The 19,033-nt window shown below is 52.6% G+C and carries 20 protein-coding genes, 2 pseudogenes and 1 riboswitch; of the genes and pseudogenes, 7 read left to right on the forward strand and 15 right to left on the reverse strand.

The window, feature by feature from the left end:
• Nucleotides 1-52: 52 nt before the first annotated feature.
• Nucleotides 53-955 (reverse strand): DNA adenine methylase, encoded by a 903-nt coding sequence (locus tag BA6348_RS23265; RefSeq protein ID WP_005835233.1) that lies wholly within the window; start codon nucleotides 953-955, stop codon nucleotides 53-55.
• Between the two features lie 181 nt (nucleotides 956-1,136).
• Between BA6348_RS23265 and BA6348_RS23270 the strand changes: the two genes are divergently transcribed.
• From BA6348_RS23270 to BA6348_RS23280, 3 genes are read left to right on the forward strand one after another with little or no spacing between them, the layout of a single operon-like run.
• On the forward strand, nucleotides 1,137-1,376 hold the full coding sequence (locus tag BA6348_RS23270; protein WP_005835235.1) for a helix-turn-helix domain-containing protein: 240 nt from the start codon (nucleotides 1,137-1,139) through the stop codon (nucleotides 1,374-1,376).
• A gap of 5 nt (nucleotides 1,377-1,381) precedes the next feature.
• Complete coding sequence (locus tag BA6348_RS23275; protein ID WP_005835237.1) at nucleotides 1,382-1,600, forward strand: DUF7690 domain-containing protein; 219 nt, start codon at nucleotides 1,382-1,384, stop codon at nucleotides 1,598-1,600.
• A gap of 18 nt (nucleotides 1,601-1,618) precedes the next feature.
• Nucleotides 1,619-2,260 (forward strand): DUF7687 domain-containing protein, encoded by a 642-nt coding sequence (locus BA6348_RS23280; RefSeq protein ID WP_005835239.1) that lies wholly within the window; start codon nucleotides 1,619-1,621, stop codon nucleotides 2,258-2,260.
• 315 nt (nucleotides 2,261-2,575) lie between these two features.
• Here the strand turns inward: BA6348_RS23280 and BA6348_RS23285 are convergent, their stop codons facing one another.
• The 6 genes and pseudogenes from BA6348_RS23285 to BA6348_RS23310 form a co-directional block, all read right to left on the reverse strand.
• Nucleotides 2,576-3,724 carry an alpha-hydroxy-acid oxidizing protein gene (locus BA6348_RS23285; protein ID WP_005835241.1) on the reverse strand — a complete coding sequence of 383 codons (1,149 nt, stop codon included), beginning with the start codon at nucleotides 3,722-3,724 and terminating at the stop codon, nucleotides 2,576-2,578.
• Between the two features lie 312 nt (nucleotides 3,725-4,036).
• Nucleotides 4,037-4,285: a spore germination protein gene (locus BA6348_RS23290; protein ID WP_005835243.1), complete on the reverse strand. Its 249-nt coding sequence runs from the start codon at nucleotides 4,283-4,285 to the stop codon at nucleotides 4,037-4,039.
• Nucleotides 4,286-4,442: 157 nt separating this feature from the next.
• Nucleotides 4,443-4,580, reverse strand: a pseudogene (locus BA6348_RS23295) (SDR family oxidoreductase); the annotation flags it as partial.
• Nucleotides 4,532-6,866, reverse strand: a pseudogene (locus BA6348_RS28115) (glycoside hydrolase). The pseudogenes BA6348_RS23295 and BA6348_RS28115, both read right to left, overlap by 49 nt.
• Before the next feature lie 147 nt (nucleotides 6,867-7,013).
• Complete coding sequence (locus BA6348_RS23305; protein WP_005835247.1) at nucleotides 7,014-7,763, reverse strand: VanZ family protein; 750 nt, start codon at nucleotides 7,761-7,763, stop codon at nucleotides 7,014-7,016.
• 4 nt (nucleotides 7,764-7,767) lie between these two features.
• Nucleotides 7,768-8,094: a PadR family transcriptional regulator gene (locus tag BA6348_RS23310; RefSeq protein ID WP_007780697.1), complete on the reverse strand. Its 327-nt coding sequence runs from the start codon at nucleotides 8,092-8,094 to the stop codon at nucleotides 7,768-7,770.
• Between the two features lie 449 nt (nucleotides 8,095-8,543).
• Here BA6348_RS23310 and BA6348_RS23315 point away from each other — a divergent pair, with 449 nt between their 5' ends.
• On the forward strand, nucleotides 8,544-8,810 hold the full coding sequence (locus BA6348_RS23315; RefSeq protein WP_007780706.1) for a KTSC domain-containing protein: 267 nt from the start codon (nucleotides 8,544-8,546) through the stop codon (nucleotides 8,808-8,810).
• A 58-nt stretch (nucleotides 8,811-8,868) separates the two neighbouring features.
• On the opposite strand, the gene BA6348_RS23320 is transcribed toward BA6348_RS23315, so the two are convergent.
• From BA6348_RS23320 to BA6348_RS23355, 8 genes are all read right to left on the reverse strand, one after another.
• Complete coding sequence (locus BA6348_RS23320; protein ID WP_005835253.1) at nucleotides 8,869-9,615, reverse strand: amino acid ABC transporter ATP-binding protein; 747 nt, start codon at nucleotides 9,613-9,615, stop codon at nucleotides 8,869-8,871.
• 14 nt (nucleotides 9,616-9,629) lie between these two features.
• A complete protein-coding gene (locus tag BA6348_RS23325; protein ID WP_005835255.1) occupies nucleotides 9,630-10,289 on the reverse strand; it encodes an amino acid ABC transporter permease in 660 nt (219 codons plus the stop codon).
• Between the two features lie 123 nt (nucleotides 10,290-10,412).
• The gene (locus tag BA6348_RS23330; protein ID WP_005835257.1) at nucleotides 10,413-11,189 is read right to left on the reverse strand and encodes an amino acid ABC transporter substrate-binding protein; all 777 of its coding nucleotides are present in this window, start codon (nucleotides 11,187-11,189) and stop codon (nucleotides 10,413-10,415) included.
• A gap of 224 nt (nucleotides 11,190-11,413) precedes the next feature.
• On the reverse strand, nucleotides 11,414-12,121 hold the full coding sequence (locus BA6348_RS23335) for a DNA alkylation repair protein (RefSeq protein ID WP_005835259.1): 708 nt from the start codon (nucleotides 12,119-12,121) through the stop codon (nucleotides 11,414-11,416).
• Nucleotides 12,122-12,177: 56 nt separating this feature from the next.
• The gene (locus BA6348_RS23340; RefSeq protein WP_007780718.1) at nucleotides 12,178-12,510 is read right to left on the reverse strand and encodes an AzlD domain-containing protein; all 333 of its coding nucleotides are present in this window, start codon (nucleotides 12,508-12,510) and stop codon (nucleotides 12,178-12,180) included.
• Nucleotides 12,501-13,175: an AzlC family ABC transporter permease gene (locus BA6348_RS23345; RefSeq protein WP_005835263.1), complete on the reverse strand. Its 675-nt coding sequence runs from the start codon at nucleotides 13,173-13,175 to the stop codon at nucleotides 12,501-12,503. The genes BA6348_RS23340 and BA6348_RS23345 overlap by 10 nt, the downstream gene beginning before the upstream one ends.
• A gap of 125 nt (nucleotides 13,176-13,300) precedes the next feature.
• Nucleotides 13,301-14,110, reverse strand: coding sequence for a TrmB family transcriptional regulator (locus BA6348_RS23350; RefSeq protein ID WP_005835265.1), 810 nt, complete (start codon nucleotides 14,108-14,110; stop codon nucleotides 13,301-13,303).
• A gap of 133 nt (nucleotides 14,111-14,243) precedes the next feature.
• Nucleotides 14,244-14,426, reverse strand: a complete 183-nt coding sequence (locus tag BA6348_RS23355; protein ID WP_005835267.1) for a hypothetical protein — start codon at nucleotides 14,424-14,426, stop codon at nucleotides 14,244-14,246.
• 283 nt (nucleotides 14,427-14,709) lie between these two features.
• Nucleotides 14,710-14,793, forward strand: a riboswitch (cyclic di-GMP riboswitch).
• Nucleotides 14,794-14,954: 161 nt separating this feature from the next.
• Here BA6348_RS23355 and BA6348_RS23360 point away from each other — a divergent pair.
• From BA6348_RS23360 to BA6348_RS23370, 3 genes are all read left to right on the forward strand, one after another.
• The gene (locus tag BA6348_RS23360; protein ID WP_005835270.1) at nucleotides 14,955-15,503 is read left to right on the forward strand and encodes a GNAT family N-acetyltransferase; all 549 of its coding nucleotides are present in this window, start codon (nucleotides 14,955-14,957) and stop codon (nucleotides 15,501-15,503) included.
• A gap of 1 nt (nucleotide 15,504) precedes the next feature.
• A complete protein-coding gene (locus BA6348_RS23365; protein ID WP_039971733.1) occupies nucleotides 15,505-16,968 on the forward strand; it encodes a methyl-accepting chemotaxis protein in 1,464 nt (487 codons plus the stop codon).
• Between the two features lie 219 nt (nucleotides 16,969-17,187).
• The gene (locus tag BA6348_RS23370) at nucleotides 17,188-18,789 is read left to right on the forward strand and encodes a sensor domain-containing diguanylate cyclase (RefSeq protein ID WP_005835274.1); all 1,602 of its coding nucleotides are present in this window, start codon (nucleotides 17,188-17,190) and stop codon (nucleotides 18,787-18,789) included.
• The last annotated feature ends 244 nt before the right edge of the window (nucleotides 18,790-19,033 follow it).

A 19,033-nucleotide genomic window follows, 5' to 3' on the forward strand; every position in this document is an offset into this window, starting at 1 on the left:
GGGAAAACAGGGACCAAAGGCGCAAAAAAAAAAGAACCCGTTTCAGGTTCTTTTACCAGGTGAGAAACAGTTTGTCGTGCACATCTTCGTTGACCATTTCTTCGCCCGCTCTCTGCAGACGGTTTATCATGGAAATGCCGCAGTTTACCAATATGCTCCTCGCAAACAAGCCGGCTGGCGGCTGCACGCCGATGTCTTCGGCTTTCGATTTTTTCTTGCCGTTGATCGAGAGCATTACTTTTGCGCCTCTTTGCTTGCAGGCGTATATCGCATCCCACAAGTCTTCGATCCTGAACGTCTGCGAACCGTACAGGATGCTTTGGCTGTGCGTGTATGGCGGGTCACAGTAAACCAGGTCGCCTTCGCCAGCCAGTCCCATCACTTCTCGGAAATCTTTATGCATAAACGTTACTTCCTTCACCAGTTGATGCCAAATTTCTACCCGTTTGGCAAACGCCTCGGGCGGAATCGGCTTGTGCGGCCCAATCGGTGTGCTCATATAGCCATCGCTTTTTCGGAAGCGCACGACACCGGAATAGCACGTTCTGGTCAAAACCGCAAAATCGAGCGCATTGAACGTTTGATTGAATCTTTCCCTGATTTCCAAATATTTTTGTTCTCTGTTGTCGTTGTAATCTTTTATACAAGCCTCGTAATGGCGGACCAATGTGTCCGGATCGTTTTTCACATACTCAAAAATGCCGATCAGAAAAGGAAGAATATCGCCGCCGATGGCCTGCTTGTAACGGGGAAACAAGCTGTTCCGGTTTTCTGCCGCCAGCTTTCCCAATACGGCGCCGCTCCCCAAAAACGGCTCTACATACGTGTGAATTTCTTCGGGCATGTAGGAAACGATCTCTTCCGCAAAACGGTGTTTATTCCCGATCCATTTCAGCAATTGCGGGACGTCCGCCAGCTTTTGCCGTTCCAGCTTGTCTTGTACGTATCGACTCATCATGAAGAACCTCACACAACTTCTAGATTTTCCGACTGACAACCATGCCCCATTTTAGCATGAATGGAGAGAAAAAAGTAACCATGATGTCACTTATAGTCTGTAGACCAATAGTCTACATGATAGTACTTTTGTTTCAAATGGAAAAAGAAAGAAACCGATACAAAGTGGTTGATACCAGATGAAGCCGATGAAGCATACAGAGATCAAGCAACAATTTGGGGCAGCGATCAGAAAGCTGCGCATGGAACAAAAAATGACGCAAGAAGAGCTGGCGGGACGTACCGGACTGCATCGCACCTACATCAGCGAAGTCGAACGCGGAGAAAGAAATGTGTCTTTGGAAAACATCGTAAAACTGGCAAACGCTTTACGCACCCATGTCTCTTCCGTATTTCTATTGATTGAAAAGGGGGAATAGCCACCGTGAGACCGAATCCGCAGTTTCTAAATCGCAGCTCTGCTTTTTGGGCGTACACAAAGCTCATATCGGAAAAGCTCAACTACTCCAAGGACGGCGAAATTAAAAAGTACTCGCAGACAGAAATGGTCTACAAGCTGCAGGAGCTGGGGATTATCATTGACCCGCAAATGCTCGGCGAAGTAAAAGCGTACCTCGACTATCGCGCAGATTTGCTGAACTGAATCATCAAGCGCTTGTTCATGGATGTCCATACGGCCCGAGCTGTGTTTTACAAGCTGCAGGCAGAACTTTATGAAAAGAACGGCTATACTTGTGCGCTGCCGTTTAACAAGCAAAAAGGCGAAAAGAAAGACTACGCCTATTTTACAGGCATCGTCAACATTTTGACTGAACACACTCTTCGCACATATGCTAAGCAGAACGGATTGCAGTACGGACGCGACGTCAAGTTTGACGATAACCCGCTAAGCTTGTCCTATATTACAGACGAAGCAGGCAGGCTGCAAGGGATCATGTCCAGACGTTTTGACGGAGCCTACCCCGGTACGGAAAATCCGCTCGCGATCTGGGAAGTCAAAGAATACTACTACACCACCACGTTCGGCAGCAGAATCGCAGACGGGGTGTATGAAACACAGTTGGACGGCTTTGAGATCAATACCATCTCGAAAGAAACGCAAAAGAACATCCAGCACATTTATTTCATTGATGATTTCAATACGTGGTGGAACATGGGAAAATCTTATCTTTGCCGGATCGTCGACATGCTGCACGTCGGTCACGTGGACGAAGTCATCTTCGGCAAGGAAGTGTTGGAGCGCTGGCCGAAAGTGTTGCACGAGCTGCTGGCCGCACACGAAGTAGCCGTACAGGGACGGTAAACAGAAAACGCCCGCGCCATAATCGCATCCCCCTTCTGGTAGACAGCCAAAGTCGGCACCTGCTTCTGTCTTCCGAGAGGGGTTTTTTATCGGAAAATCCGCAGAGCAACTGACGCTGCGTGCAAAAAAACAGCCGCGAACGAACGAAACGTGCAGCAAAAGAAAGCAGCACGTATCCATCACGCGCGTTTTTACAGCGAACCTAAAACAACCTGAGCCAGTATGATTACCGAACTCAGGTTGCTTGTGTGCTTTTTCTCTTCGGTCTTCCTGACAGCGCCCAGTCCAAAGGGGCGTTTCCCGCTGGCAAACCGTCTACGGCAAGCGCACCAGGATGCTGCGGTTCAGATCCTCGACCGAGCGGCTGCCGGACAGAGCCATCGCGACGTCAAATTCGTGGAGCAGCGTATCGAGGACGCTGGACACGCCCTGTTCTCCCGCTACTGCCAGTCCGTACAAAAACGGGCGTCCGATCAGCACCGCATTGGCTCCCAAGGCGATTGCCTTGACGACATCCGCGCCGGTGCGCACGCCGCTGTCGAGCAGGACAGGAATGCTTCCCGCTACTACCTCCGCAATCGCAGGCAGCGCGTCAAGGGTAGAAATCGCTCCATCCATCTGCCGTCCGCCGTGATTGGAAACGATAATGCCATCCACGCCGTGCTCCAGGGCGAGTCTCGCATCATCCGGGTGCAAGAGACCTTTGACGAGGATCGGCAAGCGGGTATGCTCGCGCAAAAAGCCGATATCGCTCCAGTTCAGCGCCGGATGATAAATGTTTTTCAACACTTCCTCGACCGCATTCTCCGGCGTCACCTCGGCCAGCCGCGAGCAAAAGACAGGGTCCGTGATGTAGTTGGCAAGCCCTCTGCCTTCACGCAGCGGCGAATAGCCGTTGCGGAAATCGCGGCGCTTCCAGCCGAGCATGACGGTATCTACCGTGAGCACAATTGCGGAGTACCCAGCCGCTTCCGCGCGCTTGACCATGCTCGCGCTTACTTCGCGATCGTTGGACCAGTAAAGCTGGAACCAGCGCTCCGCCGCTCCCATCGCTTCGGCGATTTGCTCCAGGCTCGTAGAGGAAACCGTGCTGGCGACAAACGGCACACCCGCAGCAGCCGCCGCTCTGGCCGTCGCCAGCTCTGCGTCACGATGCGCGATGGACTGCATGCCGACAGGAGCCAAAAAGATCGGCGCGCTCAGCTTTCGGCCGAACATCGTAATCGCGGAGGTGCGATTCGTGACATCGCGCATCATCCGCGGCACGATTGCCCAGCGGGAAAAAGCCCTCCTGTTTTCGGCAAGCGTTTCTTCGGCTCCCGAGCCTCCGGCAATATAGTCAAACGGACCGTCCGGAAGGATTTCTCTCGCCTGTTTCTCCCAATCTTCAATCGAAACGGGCAGTGCCTGCGTACTTTTGCTCACGCGCGTAAAGAGCAAAGTTTCTTCCTGTGCTTTCGTCATCTTTCCTCTCCCTTTCTATCTGTGCTCCAAGCCGTCAGGCGCATTTTGGCTTGCCCGCTGTGCCCAAGGCCCGTCCTGCTTTGCCAGGACCGTTCTCCTGTGCGAATCACTGTTTTTGGCGGCTCCGCCTGTAGTCACGCAATTATTCGAAAATTAATACAAAAAATCATATACGTTCAGCTTGCCCTCTGTCAATTCCAGAGCAAAAACGAACAACCCCACAAGCCTGTCCAACAGGCGATCAGGCGACACTTCTCCGCGCTGCCAGCCTGGGCTTGTCCGCGCTGCTTCAGTAAGCTATCTGCCAAAACGTTACTTCCGCTTTCGCCTTTTCGCCCGCCTGGACCGTTTGCTGCAGCAAAGCCCGCTCACGGCTCCCCCGCTGCCATATGTGTTCGTCTCGCTGTGCCCGTTGATGACATTCACGACATTGCCGCTGTTTTCGCCGCCGGAGCCGGAAAACGTTTTGCTCACGCTTTTCGGAGAGTTGTTGGCCGTATCACCGAAATTGATGGTACCCGAGTTGTTCGTAATTTGCACGTTTCCTACAAATGTCGCCAACCCGCTCCCTCCTTCCCGCGTTCGCCGTGGACTACTTATACAGTATGTACGGCAAAACGCGCCTGATTAGACGATGGTTGATAGGTCGGTGCCACAAAAAAGCCTCCCGTATGGCAGACGCCGCGCAGGAGACTTCTCTTCTGCTTTTCCGTGCGCTTTATTGCGCGGTGTAGCCGCCGTCCACCAGCAGGCTTGTCCCTGTCACAAACGACGCATCGTCGCTGGCGAGGAACAGAACCGCCTTGGCTACTTCCTCCGGCTTGCCGAGGCGTCCCATCGGATGCAGCGAGCGGAGCCGTCGAGGATGAGCGCCGATTTTGCCTTTACCAGCTTGTTTTCGTAGCGGAAATCATGCTCGGAAAAGTTGACGACGACTTGCAGGTCATCCCCGTACGCTGCCTTTTGCACCAGCCTGTCTGCGGTCAGCACGGCAAAATCGGTCATCGGGCGCTGCACCGCTTTTTGATGGAACGGCGCCCAGACTTGCAGATGCTGCCTGATGTTTTCGTGGTGTGCCTCCCAGACGCGACTGTTCAGATGGTAGAGCGGCGGCACGTTGTAGAGCAGCTCATAGAGCATGCGTGTGCCGACCTCGCCTTTGATCTTCAGGCTGTCCCACTCCCAATGGTGGCTGGTGATGACCGAATCGTTGTACACCAGCTTGAACAACGGCAGCGAGTACGCGGGGTCGATGTAGACGTGCCGATACTCGTCCTTGATCGGCACCTGCTTGGCGTAGCGCTCGGGAATGTCTCCTGCCGGGGCCCAGTAACCGCCCACGTAGTACGGGCTTGCTTTGTTCTCGCGCATGTCCGGGTCAGCCCAGCGGATGACAGGCGTTTCGATACCGTGCGCGTAGGCGATGCTTCTGCTGGCGAAATCGTTGCCCGTCTCCGAGCCGATAACCATGTGCCACTCGTCGCGAATGTAGTCCATCCGCGCCAACTTTGCCTGCATATCCTCTGCCTGTGTCGTTGGATGTTCCGGGGAGTAGTCGTCGTGGAACTCCCCCGCCGCGTCCACGTCAATGAACCAGGAATTGAAGGCCACGCCGTTGCCCATGATCTCGTTCATCCGCTGTTTGACGCTCGGCAGCGACAAGGTCGGGTTCAACAGCCTGCCCCGCTGCAGGAAGCCGCCTTTTTTCTCCCCGTTTTTCTTTTCTATCGTCGCGTTTTCATACAAGCTTTTGTCCGCGAAAATAGCCGTGTTCCAGTCCGGGTTTTCTTCCTTGTGGATCGAGTGGTAAGAATCGTACGTCGCAATCAGATAGCCCGCATCGTTTGCCTGCTGGATGAACGCAGGCTTCATGTAAGCGGCTGTCCAGTCCGGCAAGCCGATCCAGGCACGAGCGATGCCCGCTGCCTTCATTTTTTCCAGCAACCGTGTGGAATCGCTGTCTGCCCATTGCTCGACAGCGGGGACGGCATCCTGCAAGACGCTTTTCAGCAGCCGCTTGTTCAACTCGTACAACTCGACTTCGTTAAGCTGCTTCACGCCTTTTTGGATCAGCGCTTTCGCTTTTGGATCGTCGACGCGGGCGAACAACTGCGGATGGTAAAAGTCGCGGGAGCGCAGCGCGTAGTTGAGGCCGTCCACTATCGCCTTGCGCTGGTACGGCGCGATGTAATCCTGCTGCTGGATTTCCCGCAGTTGCGCGATGGCCTCCTGCCCGTCCTCCTTGTTGCCAGCCAAAAGCTGCACGAGCCAGTCCGTAAAGCCGTCGCCAAGCTGCTTTTTTAAGCGCGTCCCACTGCACATCGTCCTCGCTCAAAAACGTTTTGTTCCACAAATAAAAGTGCGGTGCGCCGTACAGCTTTTCCACGTTCGGGTTTGCCGCCGCCTTTTGCGCCAGAGTAGCGAACTCGCCCTGCTGCTGGATGACGTGTTTGTACAGTCCGGCGATCTGGACCGGATCGTTTTGCGTGACATACAGCCGGAAGCTGTACGACTTGTCATGGTTGATCGTCGGAAACTCATGCGTGAATCGCAGCGAAATCTCCGGGTCCACGGCAAAATCGAGCGTGTTGTTGAACATGTTGTCCACCATGTAAAAGATCGCGTACTTCTCATGGTTCAGCGCAAAAAAACGCATGGAAAACGATTCGCTAAAGGTCAGGCTCTCCTCCCGCAAAAACGACTGCCAGACTTTGTCGCCTGCCGGAATCCATTTGCCTTCGCCGAGCGGCAGCATGTAAGCAGGAGCCTTCACAAGCGGCCAGGAAAAGCTCTCTGTCCCCGTCGAGGTCAGGGTGATTTGCAAGTGATCGGCCGCTTGCCTGATCCGCACCTGCAGCTTGTCGTCCGGATAGCTCCAGCTCACTTCCTGTTCGCTTTTTTGCAACTGCTCGACGCGTCGCGCCGGCAGCGGCTCTGACGCACGCTCCCGGCTGCCGCCGCTCTCCACAAACAGCTCGAACGTCTCCGGCTTCACCTCGAAGGAGAAGGGCAGCGCTTGCTTTGGCGCCGCGAGCTGCTGCCCGGTTTCGATTAGCGGTTGATTGGTTTGCGGCTGGTTTTGCGCCGCACTGTCGCAGCCGCTCATGACAAGCAGCAGCAAAGCGAGAACGATTCTTTTCATAATTTCCCTCCACAATCGAATGACTATATACCTCGTATTACGATGTTTATGAGCGCAAGAAGCGTAGAGAAAAGCAGCAACCTCTTCTCCCGCGATCTTCTTGCGCTGGCAGGCAGCAAAGGCTCGACCGCCATCCCCTTTTTCTGCTCATGAAAGCGTGGAAAACGACTTGTCCGCTTCTCTGCTCCGCTGCCTGTACACAAATGCCGCGCCCGCCCGGAACAGTCCGTATCCACACAGGCCGCCCAGCACGTTGAGCAGCAGGTCGTCGACATCGAAGCTGCCCAAAGCAAGCCAAAACTGTAAAAACTCAATCGCCAGACTGGCGAACAACGCCGTGAAAAACACGCGGTGCCTATTTCGGAACGACGCAAACAACAACGGCAGCAGCAGCCCGAGCGGCATGAACAGCGCGATGTTGCCAAGCAGGTTGTACGCGATCGTATAGGCGCTGTAATGCTCGTAGTGGAACACGTAGTCGAATAGCGTGCGCATCGGCTTCGTATTTTGAAAAATATACGTGTACTCCGGGGCGCCGTGCCGCAGCATCCGCTCCTTCCATTCGAGCGTGAACCGTCTGCGGTGCCACCTGTCCGGCGAGAGCAGCAGCAAATAGCTGCAAGCCGCTACATAGAGGCCGAACAAAGCCAGCACCCATTTGCGCACGTACTTGTCGATGAGCGGCATGGACGCAGCAAGCTGGCTTTTCAGCTCAGCCACAGGGCCAAAGCGCTGGATAGCGAGCGCAGCCGCTTCCTGCTCCGCATAGCCCTCCTCCATCAACTCTTGCTTCATGCTCGTCACATGATCGAGCAACTCGTCCTTCACGTCCTGCTTTTCCCGCCTGGAGCAGGGCAAACCATTGACGACTTGATCGACGTATTCTTCCAGTTTCACGGTCCTACTCACTTCCCTCGTTGCAGAGCGCAACCAGCCGCGTCAGACTCTGCCAGTCTTTCATCTTGTCTGCCAAAAGCTTTTGCCCCTCCCTGGTGATGCGGTAATACTTGCGGCGACCGCCTTCCTTCGACTCGCCCCAGTACGATTCCACGGCCTTCTGGTTCTCCAGCCGCTTCAAAGCCGGGTACAGCGTCCCTTCCCCGATTTCATAGACTTCCTCGCTTTTCTCGCGGATCTTTTTCGCCAGCTCATAGCCGTATTGATCCTTTTGCGCAATCAGCGAGAGCAGCAGAAGATCAATGCTCCCTTTCAGCAACTCCTTGTTCACAGTAACAACTCCTTCCAAGCCTGAGTAGAGAGTAGCACATTATACATCGTGTTACAAGGTAGTTGAAAAAGAAAAACGACAACATTTATTGATCCTAAATTACTATTGGCAAAAATAAAATAGGTAATATAGACTATTTTCGACAAGCACTTCCATAGATCGACAGGATGGTTCAGAAAATTCCTCCTTGCTCCACAACTAGAATACAGGTCCGAAGAACCGGGCAGAAGGAAGATGTCCCGAGCAGCACACGCGAGTCGCCTTTCATTTTGTGACTTCATTCTCTCAAACAGGAGGAATACACATGCTTGCTACCCTTCCACACTATGCTCTACATACGGTTCTCTTGGCTCATTTTGTCATCGGTGCGTTATTTTTATATTCCGAATACAAGTTTTTGAGTAAAATAAAAGCCTCGGAGAAATAGACAAAAAGGAGTATGGCGCGAAGTGAAATCTTTTTTTCGCCAATGGTTTTCTCGTAAAAACAAGACCGAAGAAGAGCCCAAGTACAAGCAACTGGATTCCGACCTCATCAAAGCCACCCGCTACGACTTGGAGTCGCAACACCTTTACATCCAGTTTCACGACGGCCGCGAATTTGTCTACTGCAAAGTCTCCCCTTATGCCTACAACGCCTTCCTGAATGCCGATTCGTTCAGTGAGCATTTTCACTCGTTTATTAGCCAACGCTATTTGCACTACCAGGTCATGTAATTCAAGCCGTGGGCCGGGCACGCAACAGCCCTCCGGGAGCCTCCAGAGGGCTGCTTTGTTATTTCAACGCCCGCTGCAAAAAGGCGCGCGTCCGCTCGTGCTGCGCATTCGTAAACAGCTCTTCCGGCGTTCCCGACTCGACAAATTCTCCATTATCCATAAACATAATCCGGCTCGCTACTTCTCTTGCAAAGCCCATCTCATGCGTGACCACCATCATCGTCATATGCTCGGAGGCAAGCTGTTTGATGACCTGGAGCACTTCGCCCGTCAGTTCGGGATCGAGCGCAGACGTCGGTTCGTCGAACAGCAAAATGTCCGGGTTCATCATGAGCGCTCTGGCAATCGCCACGCGCTGCTTTTGGCCGCCTGACAGCTTGGCGGGATAGACGTTTGCCTTGTCTGATAGCCCGACCTTCTCCAGCAACTCCCCGCTTCGCGCGCGAATGACGTTTTCCGGCTCCCCCTTGACCACCTGCGGCGCAATCTCCAGATTTTCGCGCACGGTCAGATGCGGAAACAAGTTGAAGTGCTGGAACACCATCCCCATCTTCCCCGTGATCCGCTTGATCTGCTGGCTGGAGCTGTAAACGCCGTCTTTCACCAGAAAGTCATCCGCGACACGGATGCTCCCGCCATTTACCTGCTCCAGATAGACCAGGCTGCGCAGCATCGTGCTTTTTCCCGAACCGGACGGGCCAATCACTGCGACCACATCGTTCTTTTGAATCTCAAACGAGACATCTTTCAAAACTTCCAGCTCGCCAAACGATTTTTTCAGATTGCTTACTTGAATGATCGCCATTTCACGCCAGTCCTTTATTCGAATTTAAATCTTTTTTCCAGCCATTTAAAGAACAGAGTCAACAAGAGGGTCATCAGCAAATAGATGACGCCCGCGATAAAAAAGGGAACGATCGTAAAGTCCCGGTTCACAGCCGTTTGCGCGTAATGCAACAGCTCAGGCACTGCGACCGCATAGAGCAGCGCCGTATCCTTCACAAGCGTGATCGATTCGTTCGACACGGCGGGCAGCGCTACGCGAAACATTTGCGGCAAAATGATTTTGGTCGTCGTCTGCCATTTGCTAAAGCCGAGCACTTGTGCCGCCTCGTACTGGCCTTTGTCGATGGACAACAGCCCGCCCCGGAAAATTTCCGCAAAGTAGGCCGCGTAGTTCAACACAAAGCCTACGCAGGCAGCGACAAAGCGATCCATCACCAAATATTCGCCAATACCGGGCAATAGCGGCAGCCCGAAGCAAATAAACAGCAGTTGCAAAAGCAGCGGTGTCCCGCGCATCACGTACACGTACGTGTGTGCCAGCCACGCCAGCGGCTTTACGCTGCTTTTTGCCATTAACGTAATGAGAAAGCCCAACGGGATCGAGAGCACGATGGCGATCAAAAACAGCAGGATCGTCATCTGCGCTCCTTCCAGCATCGGTTTTGTAATCGAAAGGATGTAGTCTGCGCTCATATTTCATGCTCCTATGTGGATTAGGCAGGCTTTGGCTTTCCTGGCAGGAGCCTGACCTTGTTTTTTCGTCGTGACATAAGCGTGGCTTCGCCCATCTTCCTGGCGAAGCCATCGTTTCTTTCATTATTTCAATACGCGATCCTCGCCAAACCATTTTTCCGAGATTTTCGCGGCGGTTCCATCCTGATTGAGCGCGTCGAGCGCCTTTTGCAGCTCGTTCAGCAGCGCTTCGTTGCCTTTTTTCACCCCTACGCCGTACTCTTCAGGAGACAACGATTCGTCCAACAATTTGAACGTTCCCTGATCTTTGGTCATGTAGTAATCCGCCACGACCTGGTCGATGACCACGGCATCGACGCGGCCGATTTTCAGGTCGCTCAAAGCCAGTACGTTGTCCGGGAACTCCGTGATCGTCTTCACCTGGTTTTTCAGCTCGCTTGCATTCAGAGCGTCAGCGGCAGAGGACAGCTTTTGCAGCCCGACAACTTTGCCAGACAAATCCGCGAGCTTCGTCATATCGGAATTGGCCAGCGTCACGACGACCTGCGCGTTTTTCAAGTACGGTTTCGTGAACAGCACTTTTTGTTTGCGCTCATCCGTAATCGTGTATCCGTTCCAGATCAGATCAATCCGGCCGCTGTTCAATTCTGATTCTTTGGAACCCCAGTCGATAGGCTGAAACTCGACCTGCTTGCCCATCTTTTCGCCAGCGGCGCGAGCGTAGTCGATATCGAAGCCGACCAGCTCGTTTTTCTCATCGCGGAAGCCCATTGGCGCAAATTTGTCGTCGATTCCGATAATCAGTTTATTGGCGTCAGCGCCTGTTTTCTCGCTGGAGCAGCCCACTACCAGTGAAAAGACAGCTCCGAAAAGCAGTGACAGCAAAGCAAATTTTTTCATCGTGATTCTCCCCCTAGTTCGGCTAGTCTCTATTTGTTTTTACTCTGATAAAGTGGTAATACGTTAACAAGGTATCATGATAGCACATCATCCAAAAAGAGTCGAGACTTTAGCAAAGAAAAGCGCACAGGAAAAGCATTCCTAAACAAAAAACGCCGGATTCCCCAGCGTTTTGCCTGTTCGCGCGCGAGACGGGCTTGCAGGCGCTTTCGTCCTGCAGCCGATCAGCAGATGCACGTCTTTCTTTTTTGGCCGATCTTGCCGCGCTCTTCGATTTTTTTGATAGACTCCGTCGCCAACGGGACCTTGCACGCCGTCTGGCCTACATCCACCTGGACTTTTCCGATCGCTTCCGCTGTCTGCACCGCTTCCGCATGCAGTTCCGTGACAGACGCGCCAACCGCGATGACAAACTGGTTCATGACATAGCGTACCCGGTTTCTTTCCTGATGGATCGTCTGCTTCACCCGCGCAAGCAAGGCGCTGATTTCCGCCAGGTCGAGCTGCTCGTCAGGCGTGATCGACAAGTAGTTGGCGTACGTGCTCCAGCCGCAAGCTGCAATCATCTCCTCCTCCGCTTCGATCCACTCCCGTGCCAGCTCCAGGGCGAACGAGCTTTCGGCGGCAACACCCGCAACCGTGTACTCGGCCAGCATGTACCAGTACGCCTGCCTGACCCAGCTTTGCAGTTGTTCCTTCGTCACCGTCTGCGGGTCGATCGCCAGGCCCGCCAAATACATCGCGTCGTGATTGCCCGTCTCGTACAACGCTTGCACCAGCTTTTGATCGCGCTTGACTGCCTTCACCAGCTTTTTCATGTCGCCGATTCGCACGCCAAAAAACGGCTCCCTGGCGCCATGGCGCATGAACGTCTTCTTCGTCTGCTCCGTGCCCAACGCTTCCAACTGTTGCATGACTTCTTCCACGGTCATTCGCGTCCGCCTCCCTTTTTTCCTAGTTTACCCATTTCCCGGCTGCTTTCTCCCTGCTACAAGAGCGGGAAAAGGTAGCGCAAGATCATGATCGAAACCATCCCGACGACAACCGTGCCCAGCAGGCTGCGGGTCACGATCGCAACCAGAAACGTCGGAATCGCCGCCAATAGTTCGACATTGGCTAGTAGCGACAACTTTCCCTCCTGCAAAAACAGCTCCTGCCCGACCAGTGCAGCCATGACCGCGATCGGCACGTAATGCAGCCAGCGGACGCCCCACGCGGGAAGCTCCATGCGCGACAGCACCATCAAGGGCAGCACCCGCGGCAAAAACGTGACCAGCGCACTGCCTACAATAATGAGGAAGATATCCCATCTCACTTCCATCTTTCGATCACCATCCCGATTGTCGATGCGCACAGCGTAGCTACGATGACGCCAAGGTTGCCCGGATACAAGACAGACACGCCTACAGCAATGACGACTGCGCTGATGGCGACGACGATATCGAGCCGGATTTGCTTGCGGCTCATCATCGCCAGCACCAGCAAGCCGATAAACATCGCCGGCAGAGCGAAATCAAGGCCCAACTGCTCGGGATTGGCGATCCACTGTCCGAAATAGGCTCCCGCCAAATTGGCCGCAATCCAGTTCAGGTAAGCCGTCACATTCAAACCGTGCATCCATTTTTCGTCGATCTGCTTGCGCTTCGCCGCCTCGTTGATCGCAACCCCGAACGTCTCGTCTGTCAGAAGCGAACCGACGAGCATGTTCCGAAACGCCGTCAGATGGCGGAAGTAGGGCGACAGAGCCGCGCTTAGCAAAATATGCCGCAAATTCACAAACAAAATCGTAATGATAATTCCCATCGCCGAGCTTCCTGCGGCAATCATGCCCGCAGCAATAAACTGCGCCGAGCCTGCGTACAGCAAAATGCTCATCAAGGCAATTTCCATGATGCTCAGCCCAGCGGTCTTTTCCAGCACACCTGCCGCAAACCCGATGCTCAAATACCCGAGCAAGGTTGGAATGCAATCCTTGACCCCCTGCATGAAGCTTCCCTGCTCACCCGCGTTCGACAATGCTTCTACTTGCAGTTGTTCTCGCCCCACTGCTTCTCCCTCACTCTCTCTTTATTTCACTCCGGCTTGCGCGCTTGCCTCCTGCTTCGCTCCGCTTACTTGAATCTCTTCCCGGTGACCACCTGGTACAAGTCCGGCTTGCTGCGCCAGAGCGCTTCGACCTTATCCGGGCCGAGCACCTTTGTCACTTCCGCAAACATAATATCGTGGCGAATGTACTCGACAGCGACCAGAACGAGCGCCGGATCCTTCGTCTTGACCGCCCAGGCAGCCGTATTTGGCGTGAAGTTGGCGATCAGCACTTCCTCCAGATCACGCGCGACGATTGTAAGATGCCCGCCCATCCGTTCCTCGGCCACATCAGGCGCCATATAGTCATGGTGATACGTCGTCCCTACGCGCGTCTCTTGCTGTCCAAACAAAACGGTAAAGACGGAAATCCCTTCTTCGGTTCGTCTGTCCACCGCCTCCTGGATAAAAGGCACCTGAGGCTCCCAGATCGACAGCCACACTTCCTCGCCAGCCTGCTCGATCATTTGCCTCATTTCCATGAGCACCAGCTCGTCACCGCTAATTCGCCGAATGACGTCGATCTCTTGCTCGGACTCTAAGGCCGACAAGTTTTTTTCCAAATAGTCGAAGGACGCTTCGAACTGCCCGCGCAGCCTGCGGACCAGCTCTCTTGCTGGCAGCGGCGCATACGTGACAGGCTCGGAAGGCACGGTGTAAACAGCCCCTTTGTCAACGAGCTTGCCCACGACTTCGTAAATCATGGAGCGCGGCACGCCAGAGCGTTTGCTGATTTCGTATCCGGTGATCGGAGAGTGCTTGAGCAGACTGATGTAAGCCTTGCACTCGTACTGGGAAAATCCGAGCTTTTGCAATTCCTTGTATATGTCTTCCATCCCGACCTCTTAGTAGTTAGTTTTATACTCACTATAGGTTCAGGTTCGTTCCTTTGTCAATGTGCTTTTCCCGGCACAAGCGAAAATAAAAAAAACCCTCCGTGAACGAGGGCCTTTTTGGCAAGCAAGCAGCCTAAGCGAGATCGCGCACTTTAATGTAAGAAACGTTTCTTACATTAATCACGATGTCATCGTATTGCAGCCACCCATCCTTTTGGTTGGCGACCATTTGGATGATTTCTTCCGGCTCGGTTGTCTCGATCTTAACCAGCTCGCCACCGGAAAAGTGAAACTCAATCGTTTTGGCCTGACTCATTTTCGCATCCCTCCTGTTCTTTCTAGTTATCGGACGGATGGTAAATTTTTGTTACGCATCAGGCGCAAGTAGCTGAGTCGGCCATTGGCAAAAGTCCCGGCACAACCTGACTATGTTCCTATCTTTTCTCTGTTTTTCCTCGCATCTTTCTCTGTCCAAACTACCAATTTGGAGCCGACTATTTATGAACAATCGGTTACTTTACCCTACCAAAACTTGACAAGTTTGTTTCTCTTGGATTATATTTTGCATAATTCGACACTTCTATACATTTTTCGCAAATGAATGACAAAGGCAAAGTCATCGAAAGGTGGCGACGCAAAACCACGGGTCTAAAGTCTTTGACCATGACAGCCGGGTTGCCATACATCATGAGCATAGCAGGAAGATGATGGTGACTTTGGGCTGTTTCCGCATGGGGAATGGCCTTTTTTATGCTCACATGGAAGAAAGGAGGCGCCATTTTATCGATCAACACTAGACTTGTACATGAAAAAACAAAGAGAGAGAAAAATGGAGTGGAGTATTATGTACAAACTGGTTGATTCAGCACAATCTTTGGCACTTTTCCATCAAATCAAGGAAAGTGTCTGGACCTCAATGGGCTTCGAGATGGAATACGCCAAAGATGGTTCCGACGTCTATCTTTTGTTGTCGGATGAGGACGAACCAGGCGGGACTTTTGAATTTACACCACATGAAAAATCTTCTGCTTATCTGCAAAATTTGTTTCAGGATGTTTTGACGAGCGATATGAAAGTTGTCGAAGTGGACAGTTTCGCTGTCTTGCCCAAGTTCCGCGGAAAGCTGGGACGATGGGGAGTTGCCCTCATGATCGATTATGCAGAAAAACACGGATATACGCATGCAGTCGGTTTGGCAGATCCGGCTTTTTTTCAGTTGATTAACCGTAAATACAACGTCAGAGCGACGCAAGTGAAAGAGATGGTCTTCTACAAAGGGGCGAATGCCATTCCGACCGTCTTCCACCTGCAAGAAGCCTATTTGAACAAGGACAAGCCCGAATTTGCCTGGTATCAAGAGCTTTGCAAACAAATAAAAGTTGAGGTTAGCTGACATGGAACTCTTACAAAGAAGAAATAACTGGGTGGTCATTGTTTTTGCGAGCATCATTACCATCGTCCAGATCGTGAACCTCATCATGGGGGTTCCGTTCTCCTTCGTTTTAACCGTGCTGGGGATTTTGTACGGGGTGCTCGCACCTTTTGCCTACCTTTCCAACCGGCCAGCCTGGCGGGACAAGATGGCTCCCTTCATGAAGTTTTTCAACTTCGCTGTCATCGGCATTTTCATGTTCGTCATCGTGGGACTCGATCCTTGGCTGGTCAACATCATGACGATCATGTTCTTCGTCGCGGTCATGGGCATTTATCAGGACAAACTGATTAACATCTTGACCATCATCGCAGCCATGGGGATCGTCACCTACTATTTCCTGACGAACGGCGAAGCGATTTTCTACACGTCCGATCCTGTTCATTTGATGTACTACTTGCTGGCCTTCTGCTTCGTATCGGCGACAAGCATGATGCACGCAGTTTTCAACAACAAGCTGCAGCGGGAAAGCGAGGAGCAAAAGCAGCAAGCGATCGCCTCCAAAGAGTCGCTGCAGCGCATTTTGGACCAGATCAACGAATCGCTCAACTCCGTCCAGGAATATCAGGAGAATTTGAACAAGGTTACAGATGGCGTCAACGTCCGCGCGGTGGAGACAGTGGCTGCCCTTCAGGAGATCATGCGCTCCTTCTCGATCCAGACCGACAACACCAACGAGTTGCGCCGCGAGATGGGCACGACCAACCTCCAGGTAGAGGACATGACCCGCTCCGTGACCGAAATGCACGAATACGTAGAATCGACCAAAGAAGCGACCAATGAAAGCAGCAAGCGCATCAGCAACATCGGCAACGACTTCGAGCGCTTTATCAAGGACATTCAAGGCACGAACAAGCTGATCCAAGAGCTGAACAAAGAAACGGAATCCATTGAAAAAATCATCCAAACGATTTCGGAAATTTCGGCACAGACCAACCTGCTGGCGCTCAATGCGACCATCGAGGCTTCCCGTGCAGGCGAGCATGGTCGCGGCTTTGCCGTCGTAGCGGACGAGGTGCGCAAGCTGGCCGAATCTTCCAAGCTGTCCTCCGAATCAATCTCTACCTTGTTGATGACGATTCGCGAAAAAATGAAGCTCGTCTCCGACATGATCTCCGAGTCCCAACTGTCGTTTGAGAAAAACAGCGAAGGGATCATGGAGGTTCAGGAAATGTTTACGAACGTGGACAACTACATGCACAACTTCGCCGAGAAAACGAAAAATCTGCAAGAGTTCATCGTCCACGTCCACAGCATGATTCAGGAAGTCAACGCCAAAGTCGAGGTCAACGCAGACATCACCGACAAAAACAAGGAAAGCCTCGAAGAAGTCCTCGTGCTCGTCTCCGAGCAAAAAGAGGAAATCGTCAAAGTATCCGGCGGCTTCGAAAAGATCGAGCAACAAATTCGCGGTTTGAATACGTAAGCAGCAAAGCTGGCTGGATTTTTATGCAACTGCCCTCTCTTTTGTAGAGGGCGGTTTTTTTGCGTGCATGTCTGGATAATTGTGGAATCGGCGAGATTTTTTTATAAAATTCATTTTTCTACATAGCATGTCCCGCCTGTATCGCTTATAATACACATGGAATTTTTACAGTTCTCTTCCATCGTGAATCGATCCAACGCAAAGAGAGGCCTAAGCCATATGCCTGTTTTTCATCGTTTTCCAACGAGCCAGGGGAAAAAGATTGGTTTGACTACCCTTTTGACGGGTCTTGTTTCCTTGTCCATTCTGTTGACGCTGACGATTCTTCTCGTAGCCTCGTATCAATCGAAAAAGAAGTCGCTGATTGATACGACTCTCACTCTTAACTATTCGAGCGCAAGCAAAATGAGCCAAATGATCGACTCCCTGTTCCTATCCATGCGCAGCAGCCTGCGCTATTCCGCCACCGTTTTAATCGACCATCCCTCACGGACGCAACAAGAAGCCATCGAACATCTGGAGATTCTTCGCAAAAGCGGCAACTACTTCAACTCGCTTACTGTCGTAGATGAAACCGGAACGGTTCGCAGTGTGTCCCCGCCATCGCTCGGCACTGTCGGACAGAAGCTTACGACCAGGGAAGCGCAATACGCACTGGCATTGAAAAAGCCTTACATCTCATCGCCCTACATTTCCAAAAAGTACAAGCGCCTCCTGCTGTTTATGAGCGAACCGATCTTTGACAAGGACGGACAGTATCGCGGATTCGTCGGGGGAACGATCTATTTGCAGGATCACAACATTTTGAACATGATTATCGGCAACCCGGAGATAGATACGAGCGGCTCGTCTTATTCGATTGTCGGCTCGAATGGACAGTTGCTGTTCCATCCGGACAAACAGCAGATCGGCCAGAACATCCAGTCCAATCCCGTCGTACGAAAGCTGCTCGCGGGCAACAACGGCTACGACCAGATGTTGAGCATCAACGGCGATCACCTGCTGGCCGGGTATGCGCAAGTTCCGGCAAACGGCTGGGGAGTCATCGTCACTTCGCCGATGGAACTCGTTTACAACGAGCTGCACAGCCAGGTGCGAATGATGCTGCTCTACTTGCTGCCTCCGTCTCTGTTCCTGCTTCTGATTGTGATTCAGCTCGCCCACAAGCTGGCCAGACCTTTTGTCCACCTAGCCGATCTGATGAGCAAAATGGGCTCGGAAAGAGTCGAGCTGCCCCCGGACAAGCACCATTGGAACCGGGAGGCCGATTTATTGACCAAAGCATTCCGGACAGCGGCCAAAAAAATCAAAGAAAAGACCGACCGCTTGACCCATGAAGCAACCACCGACGTGCTCACAGGGCTTGCGAACCGCCGTTCCGTCGAAGAGATTTTGCAAACGTGGACGAAAGAGAAAAAGAACTTTTCCATCCTCCTGCTGGACATCGATCACTTCAAGCACGTCAACGACACCTTCGGCCATCCGGTCGGCGATGAAGTCTTGAAGCAGTTTGCGGAAATCATGAAAAGCTGTGTGCGAAAAAGCGACATTTGCGGCCGTTTCGGCGGCGAAGAATTCATCGCCCTGCTCCGCAGCGCTTCCAGCACAGAAGCCTTGTCCGTCGCGGAAAAAATCCGAACGCAGATGGAAAGCAGCACAAATCCGACGGGCCAGCCCATCACCGTATCGGTCGGCATCGTCAGCAGCCCGCTCCACGGAGATTCCGCTACACAGCTCATCGAACTGGCCGATCAGGCTTTGTACCAGGCGAAAGAGTCTGGGAGGAACAAGGTTGTAATTGCGAATGAGAAAGGTTGTTGAATAAAGTTTTGTGCGAGAAAAGGGCGACTGCATCTGTTGGGGGTGCAGTCGTTCTTTCTTTCGGGGGGTGTTGGGGAGGTGCTTAATTGTTGGTTGGGTGGGCATGAGTTCGTGTGTTCGTGGCTTTATGCTTTCCCGCCTGTATGTGTTCCTGCCCTCCTGCCTTCACACTCAGCCTCCTGCCTTTCGCAAAATCACGCCAAAATCAGGGCTTGCTTCCTTATTCGTTCGCACTCGATTTTGG

It is taken from the genome of Brevibacillus agri, from assembly GCF_004117055.1.
GTDB classification, from domain to species: Bacteria; Bacillota; Bacilli; order Brevibacillales; family Brevibacillaceae; genus Brevibacillus; species Brevibacillus agri.